The 17,597-nt window shown below is 38.3% G+C and carries 18 protein-coding genes, 1 tRNA gene and 1 other RNA gene; 7 read left to right on the top strand and 13 right to left on the bottom strand.

Annotation, left to right across the window (positions count from 1 at the left end):
* The 3 genes from LCX93_RS02850 (at position 1) to LCX93_RS02840 (ending at position 2,603) form a co-directional block, all read left to right on the top strand.
* Entirely contained in the window at positions 1-1,644 is a 1,644-nt protein-coding gene (locus tag LCX93_RS02850; RefSeq protein WP_226068254.1) for a complex I subunit 5 family protein, read from the top strand.
* A gap of 75 nt (positions 1,645-1,719) precedes the next feature.
* Positions 1,720-2,094: a transfer-messenger RNA gene (ssrA, locus tag LCX93_RS02845) on the top strand.
* Between the two features lie 176 nt (positions 2,095-2,270).
* The gene (locus LCX93_RS02840; RefSeq protein WP_226068252.1) at positions 2,271-2,603 is read left to right on the top strand and encodes a SprT-like domain-containing protein; all 333 of its coding nucleotides are present in this window, start codon (positions 2,271-2,273) and stop codon (positions 2,601-2,603) included.
* Between the two features lie 5 nt (positions 2,604-2,608).
* Here LCX93_RS02840 and LCX93_RS02835 read toward each other — a convergent pair whose 3' ends face one another.
* Complete coding sequence (locus LCX93_RS02835; RefSeq protein ID WP_226068250.1) at positions 2,609-3,292, bottom strand: hypothetical protein; 684 nt, start codon at positions 3,290-3,292, stop codon at positions 2,609-2,611.
* Between the two features lie 101 nt (positions 3,293-3,393).
* A tRNA-Val gene (locus tag LCX93_RS02830) sits at positions 3,394-3,468 on the bottom strand.
* A gap of 208 nt (positions 3,469-3,676) precedes the next feature.
* Between LCX93_RS02830 and pckA the strand changes: the two genes are divergently transcribed.
* The gene (gene pckA / locus LCX93_RS02825; protein WP_226068248.1) at positions 3,677-5,266 is read left to right on the top strand and encodes a phosphoenolpyruvate carboxykinase (ATP); all 1,590 of its coding nucleotides are present in this window, start codon (positions 3,677-3,679) and stop codon (positions 5,264-5,266) included.
* 27 nt (positions 5,267-5,293) lie between these two features.
* On the opposite strand, the gene LCX93_RS02820 is transcribed toward pckA, so the two are convergent.
* The 3 genes from LCX93_RS02820 to LCX93_RS02810 are packed head-to-tail and all read right to left on the bottom strand — an operon-like array spanning position 5,294 to position 8,072.
* Positions 5,294-5,854 (bottom strand): DedA family protein, encoded by a 561-nt coding sequence (locus LCX93_RS02820; protein ID WP_226068246.1) that lies wholly within the window; start codon positions 5,852-5,854, stop codon positions 5,294-5,296.
* Between the two features lie 14 nt (positions 5,855-5,868).
* Entirely contained in the window at positions 5,869-7,851 is a 1,983-nt protein-coding gene (uvrB, locus tag LCX93_RS02815) for an excinuclease ABC subunit UvrB (protein WP_226068244.1), read from the bottom strand.
* Between the two features lie 38 nt (positions 7,852-7,889).
* A complete protein-coding gene (locus tag LCX93_RS02810) occupies positions 7,890-8,072 on the bottom strand; it encodes a hypothetical protein (RefSeq protein WP_226068242.1) in 183 nt (60 codons plus the stop codon).
* 166 nt (positions 8,073-8,238) lie between these two features.
* On the opposite strand from LCX93_RS02810, the gene LCX93_RS02805 reads away from it, so the two are divergent.
* Positions 8,239-8,616 carry a group III truncated hemoglobin gene (locus tag LCX93_RS02805; RefSeq protein WP_226068240.1) on the top strand — a complete coding sequence of 126 codons (378 nt, stop codon included), beginning with the start codon at positions 8,239-8,241 and terminating at the stop codon, positions 8,614-8,616.
* Between the two features lie 5 nt (positions 8,617-8,621).
* On the opposite strand, the gene LCX93_RS02800 is transcribed toward LCX93_RS02805, so the two are convergent.
* Complete coding sequence (locus LCX93_RS02800) at positions 8,622-9,764, bottom strand: BaiN/RdsA family NAD(P)/FAD-dependent oxidoreductase (RefSeq protein WP_226068238.1); 1,143 nt, start codon at positions 9,762-9,764, stop codon at positions 8,622-8,624.
* A gap of 297 nt (positions 9,765-10,061) precedes the next feature.
* Between LCX93_RS02800 and rimO the strand changes: the two genes are divergently transcribed.
* Positions 10,062-11,387, top strand: coding sequence for a 30S ribosomal protein S12 methylthiotransferase RimO (gene rimO, locus LCX93_RS02795; RefSeq protein ID WP_226068235.1), 1,326 nt, complete (start codon positions 10,062-10,064; stop codon positions 11,385-11,387).
* Positions 11,368-12,360 (top strand): tRNA lysidine(34) synthetase TilS, encoded by a 993-nt coding sequence (gene tilS, locus LCX93_RS02790; protein WP_226068233.1) that lies wholly within the window; start codon positions 11,368-11,370, stop codon positions 12,358-12,360. The genes rimO and tilS overlap by 20 nt, the downstream gene beginning before the upstream one ends.
* Here tilS and LCX93_RS02785 read toward each other — a convergent pair.
* The 7 genes from LCX93_RS02785 to miaB are packed head-to-tail and all read right to left on the bottom strand — an operon-like array spanning position 12,306 to position 17,596.
* On the bottom strand, positions 12,306-12,863 hold the full coding sequence (locus tag LCX93_RS02785) for a hypothetical protein (protein WP_226068231.1): 558 nt from the start codon (positions 12,861-12,863) through the stop codon (positions 12,306-12,308). The two genes, tilS and LCX93_RS02785, sit on opposite strands and share 55 nt — an antisense overlap.
* Positions 12,853-13,386: a hypothetical protein gene (locus LCX93_RS02780; protein ID WP_226068223.1), complete on the bottom strand. Its 534-nt coding sequence runs from the start codon at positions 13,384-13,386 to the stop codon at positions 12,853-12,855. Before LCX93_RS02780 ends, LCX93_RS02785 begins: the two co-directional genes overlap by 11 nt.
* Positions 13,383-14,420, bottom strand: coding sequence for a DUF8341 domain-containing protein (locus tag LCX93_RS02775; RefSeq protein WP_226068221.1), 1,038 nt, complete (start codon positions 14,418-14,420; stop codon positions 13,383-13,385). The genes LCX93_RS02780 and LCX93_RS02775 overlap by 4 nt, the downstream gene beginning before the upstream one ends.
* Entirely contained in the window at positions 14,414-15,250 is an 837-nt protein-coding gene (locus LCX93_RS02770) for a tyrosine-type recombinase/integrase (protein ID WP_226068219.1), read from the bottom strand. Before LCX93_RS02770 ends, LCX93_RS02775 begins: the two co-directional genes overlap by 7 nt.
* Positions 15,231-15,686, bottom strand: coding sequence for a hypothetical protein (locus tag LCX93_RS02765; RefSeq protein WP_226068217.1), 456 nt, complete (start codon positions 15,684-15,686; stop codon positions 15,231-15,233). Before LCX93_RS02765 ends, LCX93_RS02770 begins: the two co-directional genes overlap by 20 nt.
* Positions 15,676-16,299: a lysophospholipid acyltransferase family protein gene (locus LCX93_RS02760; RefSeq protein ID WP_226068215.1), complete on the bottom strand. Its 624-nt coding sequence runs from the start codon at positions 16,297-16,299 to the stop codon at positions 15,676-15,678. Before LCX93_RS02760 ends, LCX93_RS02765 begins: the two co-directional genes overlap by 11 nt.
* A complete protein-coding gene (gene miaB / locus LCX93_RS02755; protein WP_226068206.1) occupies positions 16,292-17,596 on the bottom strand; it encodes a tRNA (N6-isopentenyl adenosine(37)-C2)-methylthiotransferase MiaB in 1,305 nt (434 codons plus the stop codon). Before miaB ends, LCX93_RS02760 begins: the two co-directional genes overlap by 8 nt.
* Position 17,597 lies beyond the last annotated feature (1 nt).

The following is a 17,597-nucleotide window of genomic DNA, read 5'->3' as shown; positions in this document are numbered from 1 at the left end:
ATGTATGAAAAATTTCTGGAGAGTTTGCTCCTGTTTGGTGTACTCTGGCCTTTGATGTCAGTACCTGTACTTGCTGTTAAAAAAATCCGTGCCGTAGTTTTGTCTCTTCTCCCATGGACAGCACTTCCCGCGCTTTTAGCTGCTTTGTTTGTCTCTCCTGACACACTTCATTTGGAATTTCCGTGGCTAATACTGGGGGTTCAGATCGGACTCGACACTACAGGTTCACTCTTCTTGCTCGGAAGTTCACTCCTTTGGCTTGTTGCCGCTCTTTATACAAAAGCCTATTTCCGAGAAGAAAAAAAACAGGTCTCTTTTTATAGTTTTTTTCTGCTGGCAATGGCAGGAAATTTTGGGCTTATTGTATCACAGGATATTTTCAGTTTTTATCTTTTTTTCACACTCATGAGCTTTGCCTCCTATGGTCTTGTTGTTTTCAACAGAGACAACGAAGCCTTTCACGCAGGCTTGGTTTATATAGTTTTGGTTGTGATCGGAGAGGTGATGCTCTTCGTTGCTTTTTTATTACTGGCACAGATTTCTGATGCCACTTCATTTGAAGCATTGCGTAGCGGACTAACAAACGCTCCGGATAAAAACTTCATCATCTTTTTACTTTTTGTTGCTTTTGGCATAAAAGCAGGTGTCATCGGCTTACATGTATGGTTACCGCTTGCCCATCCCGTTGCACCTACTCCTGCAAGTGCAGTTCTTTCCGGTGCAATGATAAATGCCGGCCTTCTAGGATGGCTGCGTTTTCTTCCTTTAGATGAAATCTTCTCCGTAAACTGGGCGCTGAGTTTTATAGTCTTGGGAATTGCGGCTCAATTTTACGGTGTCATTGCAGGAGTGACGCAGCGTAATCCAAAAACGCTCTTGGCCTACTCCAGTATCAGTCAAATGGGCATCATGACAATGCTTACAGGGTTTGGGTTCTATCTGCCTCAATACTGGGAGAGTATTGTAGTCGGCATCACCTTTTTTGCGTTGCATCACGGACTAAACAAAGGAGCCCTGTTTTTGGGTGTCGGTATGCTTGGAGGCACAAACAGACGACAGAGGTACGCTCTCTGGTTTGGACTGTTCATCCCTGCACTTGCATTAGCAGCAGTACCCTACAGCAGTGGCATGGCAGCAAAGTATATGGTAAAAGATTATATAAGCTACTTTGCAACACCCTGGAGTACACTGCTTGGGATGCTTCTTTTTGTTGGGACGCTCGGTACGACACTGCTTATGATACGACTGCTCTATTTGGTCCGACCTTCTTCGACTCCTTTTGGGATAAAAGCAAATGTTTCTCTGCTGTGTCCGTGGGTGTTGCTTTTGGGGATTATTCTTACTTTGCCGTTTATCCTGGAACCTTCTTTGGAGGCTATGTACAAACTCAGTCCACTGCCTTTTCTTTATCCTCTGCTTGTCGCTATTGTCATAACTTTTGTTATCAGCAAAATACAAAAAATACAAAATATACAACCTGTAGTGGCGGGTGATATAGTCATTTACTATGAAAGAATTCTTTTTTATATAATAAAATATGGCAAAAAACTCAATCTTGTTTTGCACTGCTACAGATACTTTGGCTCTTGGACAAGGCATTTCATCACAAAACTTTCAAATACCATAACAGCCTGGATACAATAAATCATTCTGCTGTTTACAAATTAACAAAAAAATTTGATATAATAAGACATTACTTTTAAAATAAGTAACAAATATGGGGCTGACCTGGTTTCGACGGGATCTGGTGGCTCCCAACTGCATGTCGGACTGAGCATTCCGTTATACGGCTCACAATTGCTTAAACGCAAACAATACAAATTATCGCCCAGCTTTAGCAGTAGCTTAAGTTTTAACCCCTCGTAAGAGGCGGGCTGCTTCACCTGTGGATTCTAAATAAGCAGGACTCGAAGTATAACCCTTCATTTAGATATATCTTGAGTACGCCTTAGCTCAAGACGAATCAATGAGGCTGGTCTTGCGTAGCTTTGCAGGTTGTGTGAAGCAAGACGAGATTAAACAACCTTTCTAAGCATGTAGACGTTGGGAGTAGCCAGGTTTCGGACTGCGGTTCGATTCCGCACAGCTCCACCAAACAGGACTACAACATCTTTGGTAAAAAACTTGAATACACTTTTATAGCTGTCATCTTTATTTTTGGAAGTGTTTTAATTTTTAACGCCTACAAAAACTATCAATTTAAACACAATCCTCTTCCACAAACATATATCAATCAAATAGAGGCAAAAGAACAGGATGTTTTACAACATATGCAGGAGAATTTTGGTTTTATCTACAGATTTCCAATTATTATTACAGATAAAGTGCCTGGAAGACTTTATGGTCTTACCTCTTATGAAAACGGAAAGATAAAAATATTTTTAAACAAAAAGGTCATGCAGGAGAGTATGCCTTATATGATTTCGGATGTAATCCCCCATGAATATGCCCATGCTCTTCTTTTTAAGCTCCATCAAAATGTTACGGGAAATGGTGGGCACTCCAGACTTTGGCAAGAAACCTGTAAAAGTCTGGGAGGAAAAAACTGCAGGCGCTATGTAGATCAAAAAGAGATTATCATGTCAAAAATGCCCTTTAAGTAGTCTCCCTATTCGTCAATTTCTCTTTGTGCGTCTTGAAAATAATATCCCGGAAATTCTATTTTTTGTAAAGATTTCAGACCCTCTTCGTTTTCTATGACTTTATACAGTTCCCCATAAATAATCTGCGGTTCAAAAACAAAATTTTCTACAGTAGCTTTATTCTCCTGTGTTGCCAAGGATTCTGGTAAAAAGGTATCACAGACTACATCATAGTAACTCTCACGCAATAAATCATACTCATCCAGGTCTGTGCTGCAGTCAAAATAGGAAAAGCTCATAGTCTCATCACTGTTGTTCATTTCAAGACTCAGCATTATATTTGCTTTTCCCTGCTCTTTTCTTAGATATATTATATCGTCCTTGCATGCCTTTGTTAAGAGGTTCTTGATAGGTTTGAGTGTTTGATTGACCAGTTTAAAACGCTCCATTGAAATTTCTTTCTCTTCACTCTCTTCATCAGCACATGCAAAATACTCAATATCTTCACCGTTCATGACTTTATATGTGCATACATCAGTCACAGCATCAAGCTCGCCGCTTTGCGCATAAGCATCAATCTCTTCCATAATGTTTTTTATTTCTGATTCTTCGTTGATTTCTTCGTTTTCTAAATTAAATTCTTCAAAAGTCCCGACATTGCTCAGGCTTACTATAGAGATATCACCTTCGATTGTAATTTTTCTTTCCATTGTATACTCCTGTCTGTTTTTTATGATTATACATCTTTTGAAATAAAAAGCAATGGAACTTAAGTAACAAATATGTGATTTATTTATATATTTTATTGGGATGGTGCTCGATACTGGATTCGAACCAGTGACTTTCACCTTGTCGAGGTGACACTCTACCACTGAGTTAATCGAGCTGTAGTAAATGAAGAGTAAAATTCTACCAAAAAATCCTTAAACCAATTTTCTTTTTCAAACTTTTTACGAATATCTTTTTCTTTTCTATAATATTTTGAAAAACAATCTATTTTACTTTTAATTTATGTTTAGAAGTAGTATAATTTCGCTCTAGAGATGATACACTGCTAAAAAGTATCAATTATTACATATACCACAAGGTAAACTATGAGCATAACAAAAGAATTAGAAGATTTAGGACTTAAAAATGTCGGAAAAATTTATCATAACCTTGACTATGATGAATTAATCAAGCATGAACTTGAAAATGGTGAAGTAAGAAAAACCAAAACAGGTGCAACTGCTGTAGATACAGGTATATTTACAGGCCGTTCACCCAAAGACAAATATTTTGTTGACCGTGAACCATCTAATAAATACATAGCATGGGGAGATGTCAATCAAAAAATCAGTGAAGAAATTTTCAATGAGCTTCTGGACCTTTCCCGTGAACAGCTTTCCGGGAAAAATCTTTATGTGACTGATGTATACAGTGGCGCAAGTCCCGCTTCAAAAAAATCTATTCGTTTTGTAACAGAGATTGCCTGGCAGTCTCATTTTGTTAAAAATATGTTTATTCGCCCTACTCCTTCCGAACTTGAGTCATTTAAATCTGATTTTACTGTTTTAAATGCCTGCAAGGCTGTCAATGACAAATGGAAAGAACACGGCATGAACTCTGAAGTTTTTGTTCTCTTTGATGTTGAAAGAAACATGGCGATAATCGGTGGTACATGGTATGGCGGTGAGTTGAAAAAAGGTATCTTTTCAATGATGAACTACTGGCTGCCGCTTGACGGAAAACTCTCCATGCACTGTTCTGCAAATGTTGGGGAACGCGGAGATACTGCTCTGTTTTTTGGTCTTAGCGGAACCGGAAAAACAACACTTTCAACAGATCCAAAACGTGCCCTCATCGGTGATGACGAACATGGCTGGGATGATTACGGCGTCTTTAACTTTGAGGGGGGATGTTATGCAAAAGTCATTAATCTTGATGCAAAAAGTGAACCTGAAATTTATGGTGCAATCAAAAAAGATGCACTTTTGGAAAATGTTGTCATGCATGATGACGGTGAGGTTGACTATGATGACGGTTCCAAAACCGAAAATACCCGTGTTTCCTATCCTATTGAACATATAAAAAACCACAAGCCTGACTTAATGGCAGGACACCCTGAAAATATTATCTTTCTCTCTGCTGATGCGTTTGGTGTACTCCCTCCGGTTTCAAAACTGACCCGAGAGCAGGCAATGTACTACTTCCTCAGCGGATACACTGCAAAAGTTGCAGGAACAGAACGTGGTATCACGGAACCTGTTGCAACATTCTCTGCATGTTTCGGTGAAGCATTCATGACGCTGCATCCTACAGTGTATGCCAAACTTCTCGGCGAAAAAATCGACAAACACAATGTAAATGTTTACCTTGTCAACACAGGTTGGACCGGCGGAGGATACGGTGTCGGAAAACGCATGAGTTTAAAAGACACCCGTGCATGTATCAATGCCATACTTGACGGTACAATCAATGAAAGTGAATTTGATACAACAGAGACATTTAGACTGCAGGTGCCTAAAACATTAGGTGACATCAACCCTGACCTTTTAAACCCTAGAAATGCCTGGGAAGACAAAGAAGCCTTTGACAGAACCCGCGACAAACTTGCAGATATGTTTGTAGAAAACTTTAAAAGATACCAGGATGCCGACAGTGAATTTGACTTCTCTGCAGCAGGTCCCAAGGTAGAAAAGTAAAAAGCTTTTTGGCTTTTTACTTTCAAGCTACTTTTTTTTCGTAGCCTGTTCCAGATAGATCCAAACTGCTCCACCGATAGTAAGCAAAATCACAGGGGCTATCCATCTGTTATCATTGACATACAGGGCAAACTTACTCAAAACAGCTCCGAAATAGTAACTGCTCAGACCAAATGCCAAAGCCCATACCGCTGCTGCAAAAACATTTAAAATGGCAAACTTTTTAAAGTCATACTTCGTCAGTGCAATGGCAATAGGCACAACAGTTTTCAGTCCATATATAAACTTTTGAATGAAAATAACCCAGTCACCGTGTTTCTTAATCAGAATATGCGCTAACGCCAACTTTCTTCTGTGCTTTCGCAGTCCCTCGACCATCATAGATTTCTGATATCTTGTCAGCCAAAAAAGCAAAACATCTCCAAGAGCATTTCCAAAAAAGGCAATACTGATTGAAAGTGTCAAATCCATCTTCCCCATAAAACTCAAAACACCTGCTGCTACAAGTCCGATGAATCCACCGCCTAAAGAGTATAGAAAAAGTCCTATATACCCGTATGTTGCCAAATTACTGAATGTATCTTCCATCTATTTTATCTATCCTAAAGTTTTTTTATTTTTGTGATTTCATCACGCAGTCGTGCCGCTTCTTCAAAATTAAGCTCACGGGCAGCCTCTTTCATTTTTAAGGAAAGCTCTTTTATCATTGCTTTTCTTTCACTTGGCGGTATTTTATCCTGTTTTTTGTATTTTTGGTAGAGTCCGCCATGTTCCTCAACTTTAAGATTTTCATCTAATGCTCTCTTGGTTGTTGTCGGTGTTATGCCGTGTTTTTTATTGTAAGCTTCTTGAATTGCCCGTCTTGCATTTGTTTTGTCTATCGCTCTTTGCATAGAACCTGTCATTTTGTTTGCATACAGAATAACCCGACCGTTTTCATTTCTCGCTCCGCGTCCTATAGTCTGCACAAGCGCCGTTTCACTTCTCAAAAATCCTTCTTTGTCCGCATCCAAAATTGCCACAAGAGAAACTTCGGGTAAATCCAGCCCTTCTCGTAGTAAATTTATCCCTATAAGTACATCAAATTCACCCAAGCGCAAAGAACGGATAATTTGGTTTCGCTCAATAGTGTCAATGTCAGAGTGCATATACTGTACTTTAATGCCCAAATCTGCAAGATATTTTGTCAAGGCCTCTGCCATTTTTTTTGTCAGTACTGTGATTAAAACCCGTTCGTCTTTGACAATGATCTTTTTAATCTCATCATGAATATCTTCTACCTGATTGTCTGAAGATTTAATCTCGATGACAGGGTCAAGCAGTCCTGTGGGACGAATAATCTGTTCGGCTTTGACCGCTGACATTTCAAGTTCATATTCAGAAGGTGTTGCTGAGACAAACAGATAATGCGGTGCTTTGTTTATATACTCTTCTGCTTTTAGCGGACGGTTGTCAAGAGCTGATGGCAGGCGAAAGCCATAATCAACAAGCACCTCTTTTCTGGCTCTGTCTCCTGCATACATCCCTCGATACTGTGGCAGTGAAACATGGGATTCATCGACAATAACAAGATACTCTTTATGGTTTTGCTCAAAATAATCAAGCAATGTAAAAGGAGCTTCTCCCGGTTTTTTATTTGTCAAAAGTCTTGAATAGTTTTCAATTCCCTTGCACATTCCTGTTGTCTGCAGCATCTCCAAATCAAATTCGACACGCTGTTTGAGTCTTTGATACTCAACAAGTTTACCCTCTTTTTGAAAATATGCCAGCCGCTCATCGAGCTCTTCTTCTATGCGTTTGATAGCCACAGCCATTTTTTCCTGAGAGACACTAAACTGTGAAGTGGCATAAATTGTAACACTTTTATGCTCTTCAAGCTTTTTGTTGTCAATCACATCAAAGGTATAAATCGCTTCTATCTCATCACCGAAAAACTCCACACGAATGGCTTCTTGTTCAAAATAAGGCGGATAGATATCTATACTCTCACCGTTTACTCGAATATGTCCGCTGTCAAAATAACTGTCATTTCTCGAATAGCCCATTTCAACCAAACGAAGCAGAAGTTTTTTTTGTGCTATTTCATCACCCACTGCCAAAGCCTGCACCATGTTTTGGTACTCTTCTGGGTCACCAAGACCATAGTTTGCAGAAACAGAAGCTATAACAATCACATCATCATAAGAGAGTAGATTTGCTGTAGCAGAAAGTCGAAGACGTTCTAGTTCATCATTGATGGCGGAATCTTTTTCTATAAAAAGATCCTGACGCGGGATGTAGGCTTCAGGCTGATAGTAATCATAATAAGAAACAAAATATTCGACATGATTGTTTGGAAAAAACTGACGAAATTCTGAGTAAAGCTGTGCAGCAAGCGTTTTATTATGCGTCATAATGATAGTCGGCATTTTTACATTTTCTATAACGCGTGCCATCGTATGGGTTTTACCGCTCCCTGTCACACCTTCAAGTGTCTGATAGCGGTTCCCTTTTAGTATGGAGTCTGAGAGTTTTTTTATAGCTGTCGGTTGATCACCCGCAGGTTCGTAGGGTGATACTACTTTAAATTCTGGTTTCTTTTTCATTAATGGAATTATAGCCAAATGAAAGAAACATCAAAGATTTATCTTCTTACCGTCGCTTCGTTACATGTATCCATCTTTATACGGTCATCATAGAAAACTTCCAGCCATTCTAAAATATGTTCTTGTGTTAAGACAACAGTATCTTTTTGCTTTACATTGTCAAAATAACTTTTTGCCTCTTTTAAAAGACTTATCTGTACTTTTATATCTACTCTGCTCATCTGTAATCCTTTGGATTTTCATAATAATCCTAAAGTGTAGCCAATTTGTACCTTGTAAAACTTTAAAAAATCAAGTTACAAGCAAGGTATTTCTGATTGATTTATATCAAGTAAACCTCTGCTATTATATAATATAATTTTATACAAAACAGACAAACGAGGTTTTATGCAATACCAAACTATTACGAAAAAAAACATTCGCGTTATGGTTGACCGCTTTTACAGCAGTGTGCTCAAAGACGATCTTATCGCTGATTTTTTTATTGAAAAGCTGGGTGATGAGATGATTTCGGATGAATGGCAGCATCATCTTAATCTTCTGACAGACTTTTGGGCATCAATGACAACAGCCGACAACAGTTATAACGGTACCCCTATAAAACCGCACCTGGATATGCAGGGTCTTAACAGGGAAAGTTTCCAAAGATGGCTGGAACTTTTTTCTCAAACTATCGACAAACTCTATGAGGAAGAAACAGCCAATATTTTTAAGACCCGAGGTGAAATGATTGCAAACAATTTCATAAAACAGTTGAAACTTTGAACTCTTTATTTTATAAATTTTGCACAGCTGTAGGCACTTGAAAATGCCCACTGAAAATTATAGCCCCCGAGTTCGCCCGTGACATCTACAACTTCGCCTATAAAATGCAGACCTTTTACTTTTTTGGATTCCAAGCTGTTACATGTAAGTGCATCTGCCAAGACACCGCCTCTGCTTACCTCCGCTTTGCTAAATCCGAAGTTTCCCGCAGGAGCAAAAGTATAATTGTGCAATGCTTTTAATGCCTCTTTGTCATGTTGACTCAGTTTTGCACACTCTTTGTCTTTAAAATCTATCGCGGACAAAAGAGCTTTTGCAAGTCTTTTTGGCAAAGGGATAAGCGAACTCACCAGTTTTTTACTCTTTTGCACCAAATCTAAAATATTTTTGTTGGGTAAAAAGTCTATGCTTATTTCCCCTTTGTGCCAATACAAGGAAGCAGAAAGTATTGCAGGACCGCTAATGCCTTTATGGGCAAAAAGCATCTCTTCTTTAAGCGTTTTGTCTGCCACCTTTACATGTACATAGCAGCTCAGCCCGCTGAGCTCTTTCATCCAAAACTGCTCTTTTTGCAGTGTGAGTCCGACAAGTGCAGGCGTAAATTCTTTCACACCGATACCAAAACTTTTTGCGATTTGTAAGCCCACATCACTTGCACCGAGTGTTTGAAAACTTTTTCCACCGGTGGCTACAACAACTTTTCTTGCCGTATATTTGTTTTTGTCTGTCGTAACTGTAAAAAAATCTTCTGATTTGCTTACATGTAACACCTTGTTATTGAGAATAATTTCACTGTTTTTTGCATTTTTTTTCAACACATTGATAATATCATCCGAAGAGTTTTTACAAAAATAGTAGCGTCCTTTTCTCAGCTCCAACGCTACCCTGTTTCTGTCTAAAAAGTCCAATAAATCATCTTTACTGAACTGCTTAAAGGCTGCTTGCAGTAATCTCTCCTCACCGTCAAAATTATTTATCTGCACATTGACATTAGTAATATTGCATTTACCTCCACCGGAAATTTTAAGTTTCTTGGCAGCTTTTTCATTGCCCTCGATTATAGCAATACGCATTTTTTTACTCAGACTGCCTGCGCACATCAATCCACTCGCCCCGGCACCAAGAATAATTACATCATAGTTTTTCATAAGCTAATTATACGGTATAATTACACTAATATATTGTAATTTAAAAATAATTTTATGTTTTCTAGGAACCCGTACTTTCAATGCTAAAGCATGACTTGGGAAAAAACTAAATTTTTTCTGCAGTGCGGACTGAGAGTGGCAAGACTATTGCAACAGCCGGCACTGAAGTGCCGGTTCCAAGAAAGCATTAATTTTCTTAACTTAATGCCATTGACATTAAAAGTACGGGTTTAGGAAAAGCCACTTAGAAAATTAATTTTAAATTGCCATGAAGCAAATACAATACAAAGAAGAGATATGAGCAACAAACTCCACATAGTTTCACTCGGATGTACCAAAAACCTGGTCGATACAGAAGTGATGATGGGAAAACTACAGAATTTTGAACTCACAGACAACAATGAAGAAGCCGATGTCATCATTGTCAATACCTGCGGCTTTATTGACGCGGCAAAAGAAGAATCACTCAATACCGTACTTTCACTCCATGATGCACGAAAAGAAGATTCACTTCTTGTGATGGCAGGCTGCCTGAGCGAGCGCTATCAAGAGGAGTTGATGGAACAGATTCCTGAGGTTGACATCTTTACCGGTGTGGGTGACTATGACAAAATAGATGAGCTTTTGGTTGAGAAGAAAAGCCGTTTTTCTGATGAAGTGTTTTTGATAGACGGCGCTGAGCGCGTTGTGACAGGTTCAACATACCATGCCTATATCAAACTCTCAGAAGGATGTAATCAGACATGCAGTTTTTGTGCAATTCCCTCTTTTAAAGGAAAACTCAATTCACGTGACTTGGATTCAATTGCCAAAGAGGTTGAAGGACTTGTAAAAAAAGGCTACTGGGATTTCTCTTTTGTTTCACAGGATTCAAGTTCTTACCTGCGTGACCAAAATGTTAAAGACGGACTTTCTCTGCTTATTCAGAGAATTGAGCTGATTGAGGGTGTAAAATCTGCGAGAATTCTCTATCTCTACCCTTCAACTACAAGCATGAAACTTCTGAAAAATATTGCAAAAAGCAAAGTGTTTCACAACTATTTTGATATGCCTATCCAGCACATTAATGATGAGATGCTGCGCATTATGAAACGCGGTTTTGGCAAAGACAAAACACTTGAACTGCTCAACTATATGAGAAGTCTGCCAAACTCTTTTGTCCGCACAAGTTTCATCGTAGGGCATCCGCATGAAACAGAGGCAATGTTTGATGAGATGTGTGAATTTGCCGCAAACTTCGGCTTTGACCGCATCAATGTTTTTTCCTATTCTGATGAAGAGACGACTTCAGCCTATGATATGCAAGATAAAATCTCAGAGGAAGTCAAAGCCGAGCGTGCACAGATTCTTGGTGATATAGCCGCAGAGTGCACAAAAAAATCTCTGCAAAAAGAGGTCGGCAAAACCACGCAAATCGTCATAGACGGAGAGAGTGATGAGCATGAGTACCTTTTAAGCGCAAGAGAACTTCTCTGGGCACCGGAGATTGACGGTGAAATTTATGTCAATGACAGAACGCTTGATGAAGATTTGGAATTTGGCAAAATATACCCGGCAAAAATCACAGCACTTGTCGGAAATATTCTCACCGCAACCGTAGACAATGCTCAAAAGCAAGACTAAAAAGGCTTTACAAACAACAAAAAACCTGCTGGCATTTTCTGCCGGAGGCGACTCTACTGCCCTGCTCTTTCTTCTTTTAGAAAATAACATCAAATTTGATATTGCCATTGTTGATTACGGCATAAGAGAGCAAAGCAAAGAAGAGGCAGCCTATGCAAAAGCTCTGGCAAAAGAGTACGCCTTCAGATGCCATGTCCATCATGCACAAAAAATTACAGCTAATTTTGAAGCCAATGCCAGACAAATTCGCTATGATTTTTTTGAATCTCTTATACAGCAGCATAATTACAACACCCTCCTCACAGCCCATCATTTGGGAGACAGGTTTGAATGGATGCTTATGCAGTTTTGTAAAGGTGCCGGTTGTGTGGAACTTGCCGGCATGCAGGAAAAAACACAGCGTAACGGCTATGTGCTTTACAGACCACTGTTACATGTAAGCAAAGAGGAGCTGCTTCAATATTTACATAAAAACAACATTAGATATTTTGAAGATGCGAGTAATGCAGAGGAAAAGTATACACGCAATATTTTTCGGCACAACTACACAAACCCTCTCTTGCAAAGATATGCCCAGGGTATCAAAAAAAGTTTTTCCTATATGGATGCGGATGTAAAAGATTTGATACAGGAAGCTTCTTTACAAAAAATAAATGCACTCGCCTGCTTTAAAAAAACACCGACAAGAAGAAATGACATCTATCATATTGACAAATATCTCAAATCAATCAATCATCTCATGAGCGGCGAAGAAAGAAAACTGCTACAAACTCAAGACACTCTAGTCATAGGAAGAAAGTATGTGGTAACAATGATGGCAGAGTATATTTTGATTGCACCCTATATAAAGCCCGACAATATGCCAAAAAACTTTAAAGAAAAAATGCGCTGTTTACATGTAGAGCCGAAATTACGGGGCTATTTATTCACAGATTCAGAAGCAGTAGAGTTCTTATCTTTGTTATTGGTATAAACTTTCATTGTGAATGATGATTTTATCATTTCTCCCTCACGCTTAAAATCTATAGGAAAATTGACGCCTATAATCCAGTCAGCCTTGTTGAGTGCATCTAAAAAATTATAGAAATTTTTTGGTGAACTGATTTTGGATGTTGTATTGACTTCATATGTCGCAAAACCCTCTTCATCTTTTGAGCGCTCCACTTTCATTACATGTAAAGATGAAAAAAAAGTTTTATATTTTTTTTCAAACCTGTCAGGGTTAAATGTTGCATCAAATGCAGTTATGATATGTCTGTTTTTACTCTGCAAATCTTTGAGTGTTTTGAGAGTCTTGTCATAAAAATCCTGATATTTACGCAACTCTACATTTTCTTTTCGCAGCTCAAGCCTGGATTCACGATACTCTTTTCCTTTAGGAATAAGCAGTCCAAAAGAAAAAACAAGTACAAACAGCAACAGAAAAACAGATATCAGTAAAATATATAAATAATGACGGGAAATTTTAATTTTCACTCTCTAACCCCTCTGTTTGTGATTCATCCATATAGTTTGTCGATACAAACATAAGCCAACCATTCTTTGCAGGATAAAAACTGCTGTATGTCTTATGAAAAATTGAGCGTAATGGTGCCTGGAGCATAAAATTATAGACATCTTTGTTAGGTGTTATACCATAGAGTATCAAACCGTTTTTTAAAAGTTGTGCCCGCGAAAGCGTGATGCGTTGCGGTACCAGGTCAAACAGGTTTGCGATAGAATCTTTTAATACCATATTTTGTGTAAATACTTTTTCTGCTAAAGCCTTCTGCTTTTGAATAAAGCTTATTTGATTCTGCATCTGATTGATACTGGCTTCAAGTTCTTTTTTGTGTTCTATAATTGATTGCTTATCCTGTATGAATGTATAATCTTTATAAAGCAAAAACGAATATGTTGCAATAAGCATCAGCAGTGTCATCGCAAAAAAAGTGAAAACTATCTGCAATTCCGGTGTGAGAGGCGTCTTTTTTCTTGGTTTTATATAGCTGTATTTCATAAACCAAGCTCCAGCTTTGTGAGTTCGCATAACTCGGCTCCAAGATCAGCCTGTCTTACATAAACATTAAAGAACATCTCTTCTTCAAGATACTTTTTCAAATCATTTGTCACCCCTGCACCATCGGCAATATAGACATTCTCTACAAACCTGCTTTCATACTTTTCATCTTTGTAAAAATGTGAAACAGCCAGCTGAATGAGCGTAAACCGCTGATAATCTTCATTAAAAGATTCGTTTTGTTCATCTTCAGGTAACACATTCTCACTCTCTAACAGTTCTTCTTCGACATCTTTACTTTCTGAAAATTCATCGATGTCCTCAATTGAATCCAGGTCTTCAATATCACCAAAATCATCTAAAGAATCCAAATCATTCTCATCAACATTTATATCTTCCAGGTCAATACCCTCATCAAGGTCCAGATCAAGGTTAGTATCAATATCTTCATCCATTCCTTCATGAAGTGTAATATCTTCAGCTTCATCAGACGCAATCATATCCAGATGTTCTGCATAAAGAAGATTTGAATGTTCAAAAATAGCCACAGAAATTACATTGTTTTGGACAAGAACATACATTGCAAGATTTCCATTGATTTTATCCTGAAAAAAATTTGCCAGAAGAACAAAAGGAGAAAATATCATATCCACACCGATATCTTCATATTTGCGTTCTATCTCATAAATATCATTTTTTGCAGTATAAAAAGTCCATTTATTCTCAAAGCATTTGTATTTTGACATAGACAAATCAAAATAATGGTCTAACTTGTTTTTTTCACATGTAGGAAGGGCTCCCTGCACCAAAGATGTATCTAAAACAGCTATGTAAAAATAGGGAGACTCTTTTATGTACTCAGAAATAAAATCATACATTTGTGTAGTGAGAGAGGTTGTTTGGAATTCAGAGTTTACTTCATCAATTACACCTTTTTTTCCGTACAATTCTATATGAACCAGGGTACTCTCTTTTTGGACAACAATATTCACAAGGACTTTAAGGTAAAAAGATTCCAGTAATCTACTCAGCACTCGTTCTCCCCTAAGGGGTGTGCTTTGTTGTAATTTTGTTGTTTCAATGCACTGCCTAATTTTGTATATATCTGCGTTGTTGCCATCGAGGCATGTCCCAACAGTTCACTGACATCCACTATCGGTGCACCTCCGTTTAACAAAGAGGAGGCATAGGAGTGTCGAAGCTGGTGGGGTGTGACTTTCAAGGCTACACGCTTAAATATTTTAGTTATCATATATCTTAGACTATTTTCGCTTAATCTTTCGCCATTTTTTTCAAAAAGAAATTTTTTTAGCACAAAAGTTGACAAATATTCATCAATGAGTCTTCTTGTTGATTTGAGAAGCGGTATATCTCTTTGTTTATTACCTTTTCCTGTAACCCGTATCCATTCACCCGAAATATTTTCCAGTTCCAGTGATGCAAGCTCAGAAATACGCAACCCCACAGTATAGAGCATGCTCACCAGCAGTTTTTCTTTTAAATCACACTTTTGCAAAGCTTCGACAATATGTTCATGCGAGATGGGCTTTGGCAGTGTCTTTGCGACCTTTATACTCTCATCCGCCTGCAGGGTTACATGTAAACCCTGCTCCCGTACAAATGCAACAAAACTTCGAACAGCACTTAATTTTTTACTGATTGTTTTTGCATTTAAACCAGCGATAAAAATCCTGTAAGGCATCAAATTTACAATAGTATGCCCATTTTCCTCCACTATCTCTATATGCCCAAATGCTTCATTCAGAACATCGGCATAGGTTTTTATCGTTAAATCGGAATAGCCTCTGTGCTCTTCCAGGGAGGTGAGAAAATCTTTTTTATATTTATCTATTGACTTTTTCAAGAAGCTTCTCAAAATCTTTATAATATTTTGCTGCTTCGCGTACCAATTTTTTATCAGTAATTACGCTTGGAGCAAGTTTTTTATAAGAATCCACCATTATTTCACTCATCAGTTTTATTTTGGCTCTGTCAGCATCACTTATGGTCTCTTTTGCTGCTATAAGATTAATCTCAGCCATATACTCTTTTGCCTGATCTATGTATTTTTTATACTTTATGGAGGTTTTGGACTGTGCCATTATTGTTGCAGCCATACGGTTGTATATATCTAAGCTAAAGGCCTCATTGGCACGTTTGTAGGCTTCTTCATAATCACCAATCTCATAATAATATTTCGCTTCTATGGACTTTTCATAAGAGGGATTGAGTAAAAAGTAGATACCCATAATTACTAAAAAAAGAGCAGCCAAAGCCGGAAAAAAAAATTTATTGTTCATGGTGGAGTAACCCCTTTTTAATCAAGTCTCTGGCCTCTTCAAGTTCAAGCCCTTTTATATCCAGCAAATCACTGATATAGTAGGTAATTGTACCAAAAGGTTTGGGAATTACAAACTTATCCCATGAATTCAGCTGCCAGTAACTGTTCGGTTTGATCTCTACAAGGGTAATTTTCACATCTGCTTTTTGTGCCATGACGATAATCCCGTCAGCAACCTCATGCCGTGGCCCCTTTGGCCCATCCGGGGTAATGCCCAGGTCATACCCCTCTTTTAAAGCTTTTATCCCTTGCAAAAGCGCTCTTGCGGCATTACGTCTGCTTGAACCTCTAATGGTACCAAAACCAAAATAGCTGAGTGTTTTTGCGATAAGTGTGCCATCAAAATGATCTGAAATTATAAGTTTTACATGGGGAGTTTTTCTGTAGCGTAAGTAGGCATAGGGGATCATCAAAAGCTCCCCGTGCCAGCAAGCCATTATAAAGTTTTCTTCACCAAGTGCTGCAGGTGCATGAAAAACTTTTTTATTTGTAAGGTAGAGTAATTTTATAAGCAAAGCGCCTATAAAAGGAAGGAGGTAAAGCGCAAGAGAACGGCTTATCTTCTTAAGCAACGAGTTCGCCTGTTAAAATTGTTCTGCCGATAGAAGTAATTTTAACATCTCTAAACTCTCCTAACAACTCTTCACTCCCTTTGACTTTGATGACAAGGTTATTATCACTTCTGCCTGAAACAAAATTGTCTTTGTTTAAATTTTCAAAATAAACACGAAAAGTTTGTCCTAAATACTTTGCATTGATCTCATCTAAAAGTTCATTATGCAGTGATTGCAGATACGCAAGTCTCTGTGAAGCCACTTCCTCATCTACCGTATTTGTAAAATGCTGTGCTTCTGTTTCAGGACGAGGAGAATACTTGAATGAAAAAATCTGATCAAACTTCACCTGTTTCATTACATCAATTGTATCTGCAAAATCTTCATCACTCTCACCGGGAAAGGCTACTATGATGTCCGTTGATATACTTACATCAGGACACTCTGCACGTAATTTTTGCACACGGTTCAAAAACCACTCTTTTGTGTACCCGCGTTTCATATCTTTGAGCACTTTACTTGAACCGCTTTGCAGTGGCATATGCATAGATTTGCAGATTTTAGGGTTTTTGGCAAATTCTTCTATAAATTCATCATCCATATGGAAAGGATGCGGCGATGTAAAACGAATACGCTCTAAACCTTCAATTTTGGAGAGTCTGCGCAGCAACTCTGTAAAATTAACCTTTTCATGCTCACTTGATGAAAAGCGTCTGCCGTAATTATTGACATTTTGGCCGAGCAGGAAAACTTCTTTCGCTCCATTGTTAACAGCGCGTTTTGCCTCGTTGATAATAAGTTCATCAGGAATCGAAATTTCATCTCCGCGTGTTTTTGGAACAATACAAAATGTACACCGCTTGTCACAGCCTATGGAAATGTTGATATATGCTTTATAGGGGGATGTTCTAAAATCATCAAAAGCAAATTCGCTCTCATCATAATTTATGTCTATTTCCACAGCTTTGTCTTTATGTAAAACTTCACCTATTTTAGAAACATTTCTTGCACCCAGAACAAAGTTTACATAAGGTGCCCGTTTTATAATCTCTTCACCGAGATGAGAGGCGGTACATCCGCATACACCGATTTTAGCCGAAGGTTTTTTCCGTTTGTTGAAACCGCCGAGCTCAGAAAAAAGCTTATGAACAGGACGCTCTCTCACAGAACAGGTATTTATCAAAATAAGGTCAGCCTCTTCAAGGGTCTGTGTCGTTTCATAACCCTCTTTTTCGCGTAACTGTGCTATCATATGTTCAGAGTCACGAGAGTTCATAGCACAACCCAAGGTTTCAATAAATAACTTTTTACTCATA

This window comes from Sulfurimonas sp. SWIR-19 (assembly GCF_020410885.1).
GTDB lineage: Bacteria > Campylobacterota > Campylobacteria > Campylobacterales > Sulfurimonadaceae > Sulfurimonas > Sulfurimonas sediminis.
The sequence above is the reverse complement of the archived record's forward strand: the minus strand, read 5'-3'. Positions and strand labels throughout refer to the sequence as shown.

What these genes read in the sequence shown, in the direction of transcription:
- LCX93_RS02840 (WP_226068252.1), top strand. Translation starts at nt 2,271, where the DNA reads ATGCAGGAGAATTTTGGTTTTATCTACAGATTTCCAATTATTATTACA.
- tilS (WP_226068233.1), top strand. Translation starts at nt 11,368, where the DNA reads ATGCTCAAAAGCAAGACTAAAAAGGCTTTACAAACAACAAAAAACCTG.
- LCX93_RS02835 (WP_226068250.1), bottom strand. Translation starts at nt 3,292, where the DNA reads ATGGAAAGAAAAATTACAATCGAAGGTGATATCTCTATAGTAAGCCTG.
- LCX93_RS02820 (WP_226068246.1), bottom strand. Translation starts at nt 5,854, where the DNA reads ATGGAAGATACATTCAGTAATTTGGCAACATACGGGTATATAGGACTT.
- LCX93_RS02800 (WP_226068238.1), bottom strand. Translation starts at nt 9,764, where the DNA reads ATGAAAAACTATGATGTAATTATTCTTGGTGCCGGGGCGAGTGGATTG.
- LCX93_RS02810 (WP_226068242.1), bottom strand. Translation starts at nt 8,072, where the DNA reads ATGAGCAGAGTAGATATAAAAGTACAGATAAGTCTTTTAAAAGAGGCA.
- LCX93_RS02780 (WP_226068223.1), bottom strand. Translation starts at nt 13,386, where the DNA reads ATGAAATACAGCTATATAAAACCAAGAAAAAAGACGCCTCTCACACCG.
- LCX93_RS02850 (WP_226068254.1), top strand. Translation starts at nt 1, where the DNA reads ATGTATGAAAAATTTCTGGAGAGTTTGCTCCTGTTTGGTGTACTCTGG.
- uvrB (WP_226068244.1), bottom strand. Translation starts at nt 7,851, where the DNA reads ATGAAAAAGAAACCAGAATTTAAAGTAGTATCACCCTACGAACCTGCG.
- rimO (WP_226068235.1), top strand. Translation starts at nt 10,062, where the DNA reads ATGAGCAACAAACTCCACATAGTTTCACTCGGATGTACCAAAAACCTG.
- pckA (WP_226068248.1), top strand. Translation starts at nt 3,677, where the DNA reads ATGAGCATAACAAAAGAATTAGAAGATTTAGGACTTAAAAATGTCGGA.
- LCX93_RS02805 (WP_226068240.1), top strand. Translation starts at nt 8,239, where the DNA reads ATGCAATACCAAACTATTACGAAAAAAAACATTCGCGTTATGGTTGAC.
- LCX93_RS02765 (WP_226068217.1), bottom strand. Translation starts at nt 15,686, where the DNA reads ATGAACAATAAATTTTTTTTTCCGGCTTTGGCTGCTCTTTTTTTAGTA.
- miaB (WP_226068206.1), bottom strand. Translation starts at nt 17,596, where the DNA reads ATGAGTAAAAAGTTATTTATTGAAACCTTGGGTTGTGCTATGAACTCT.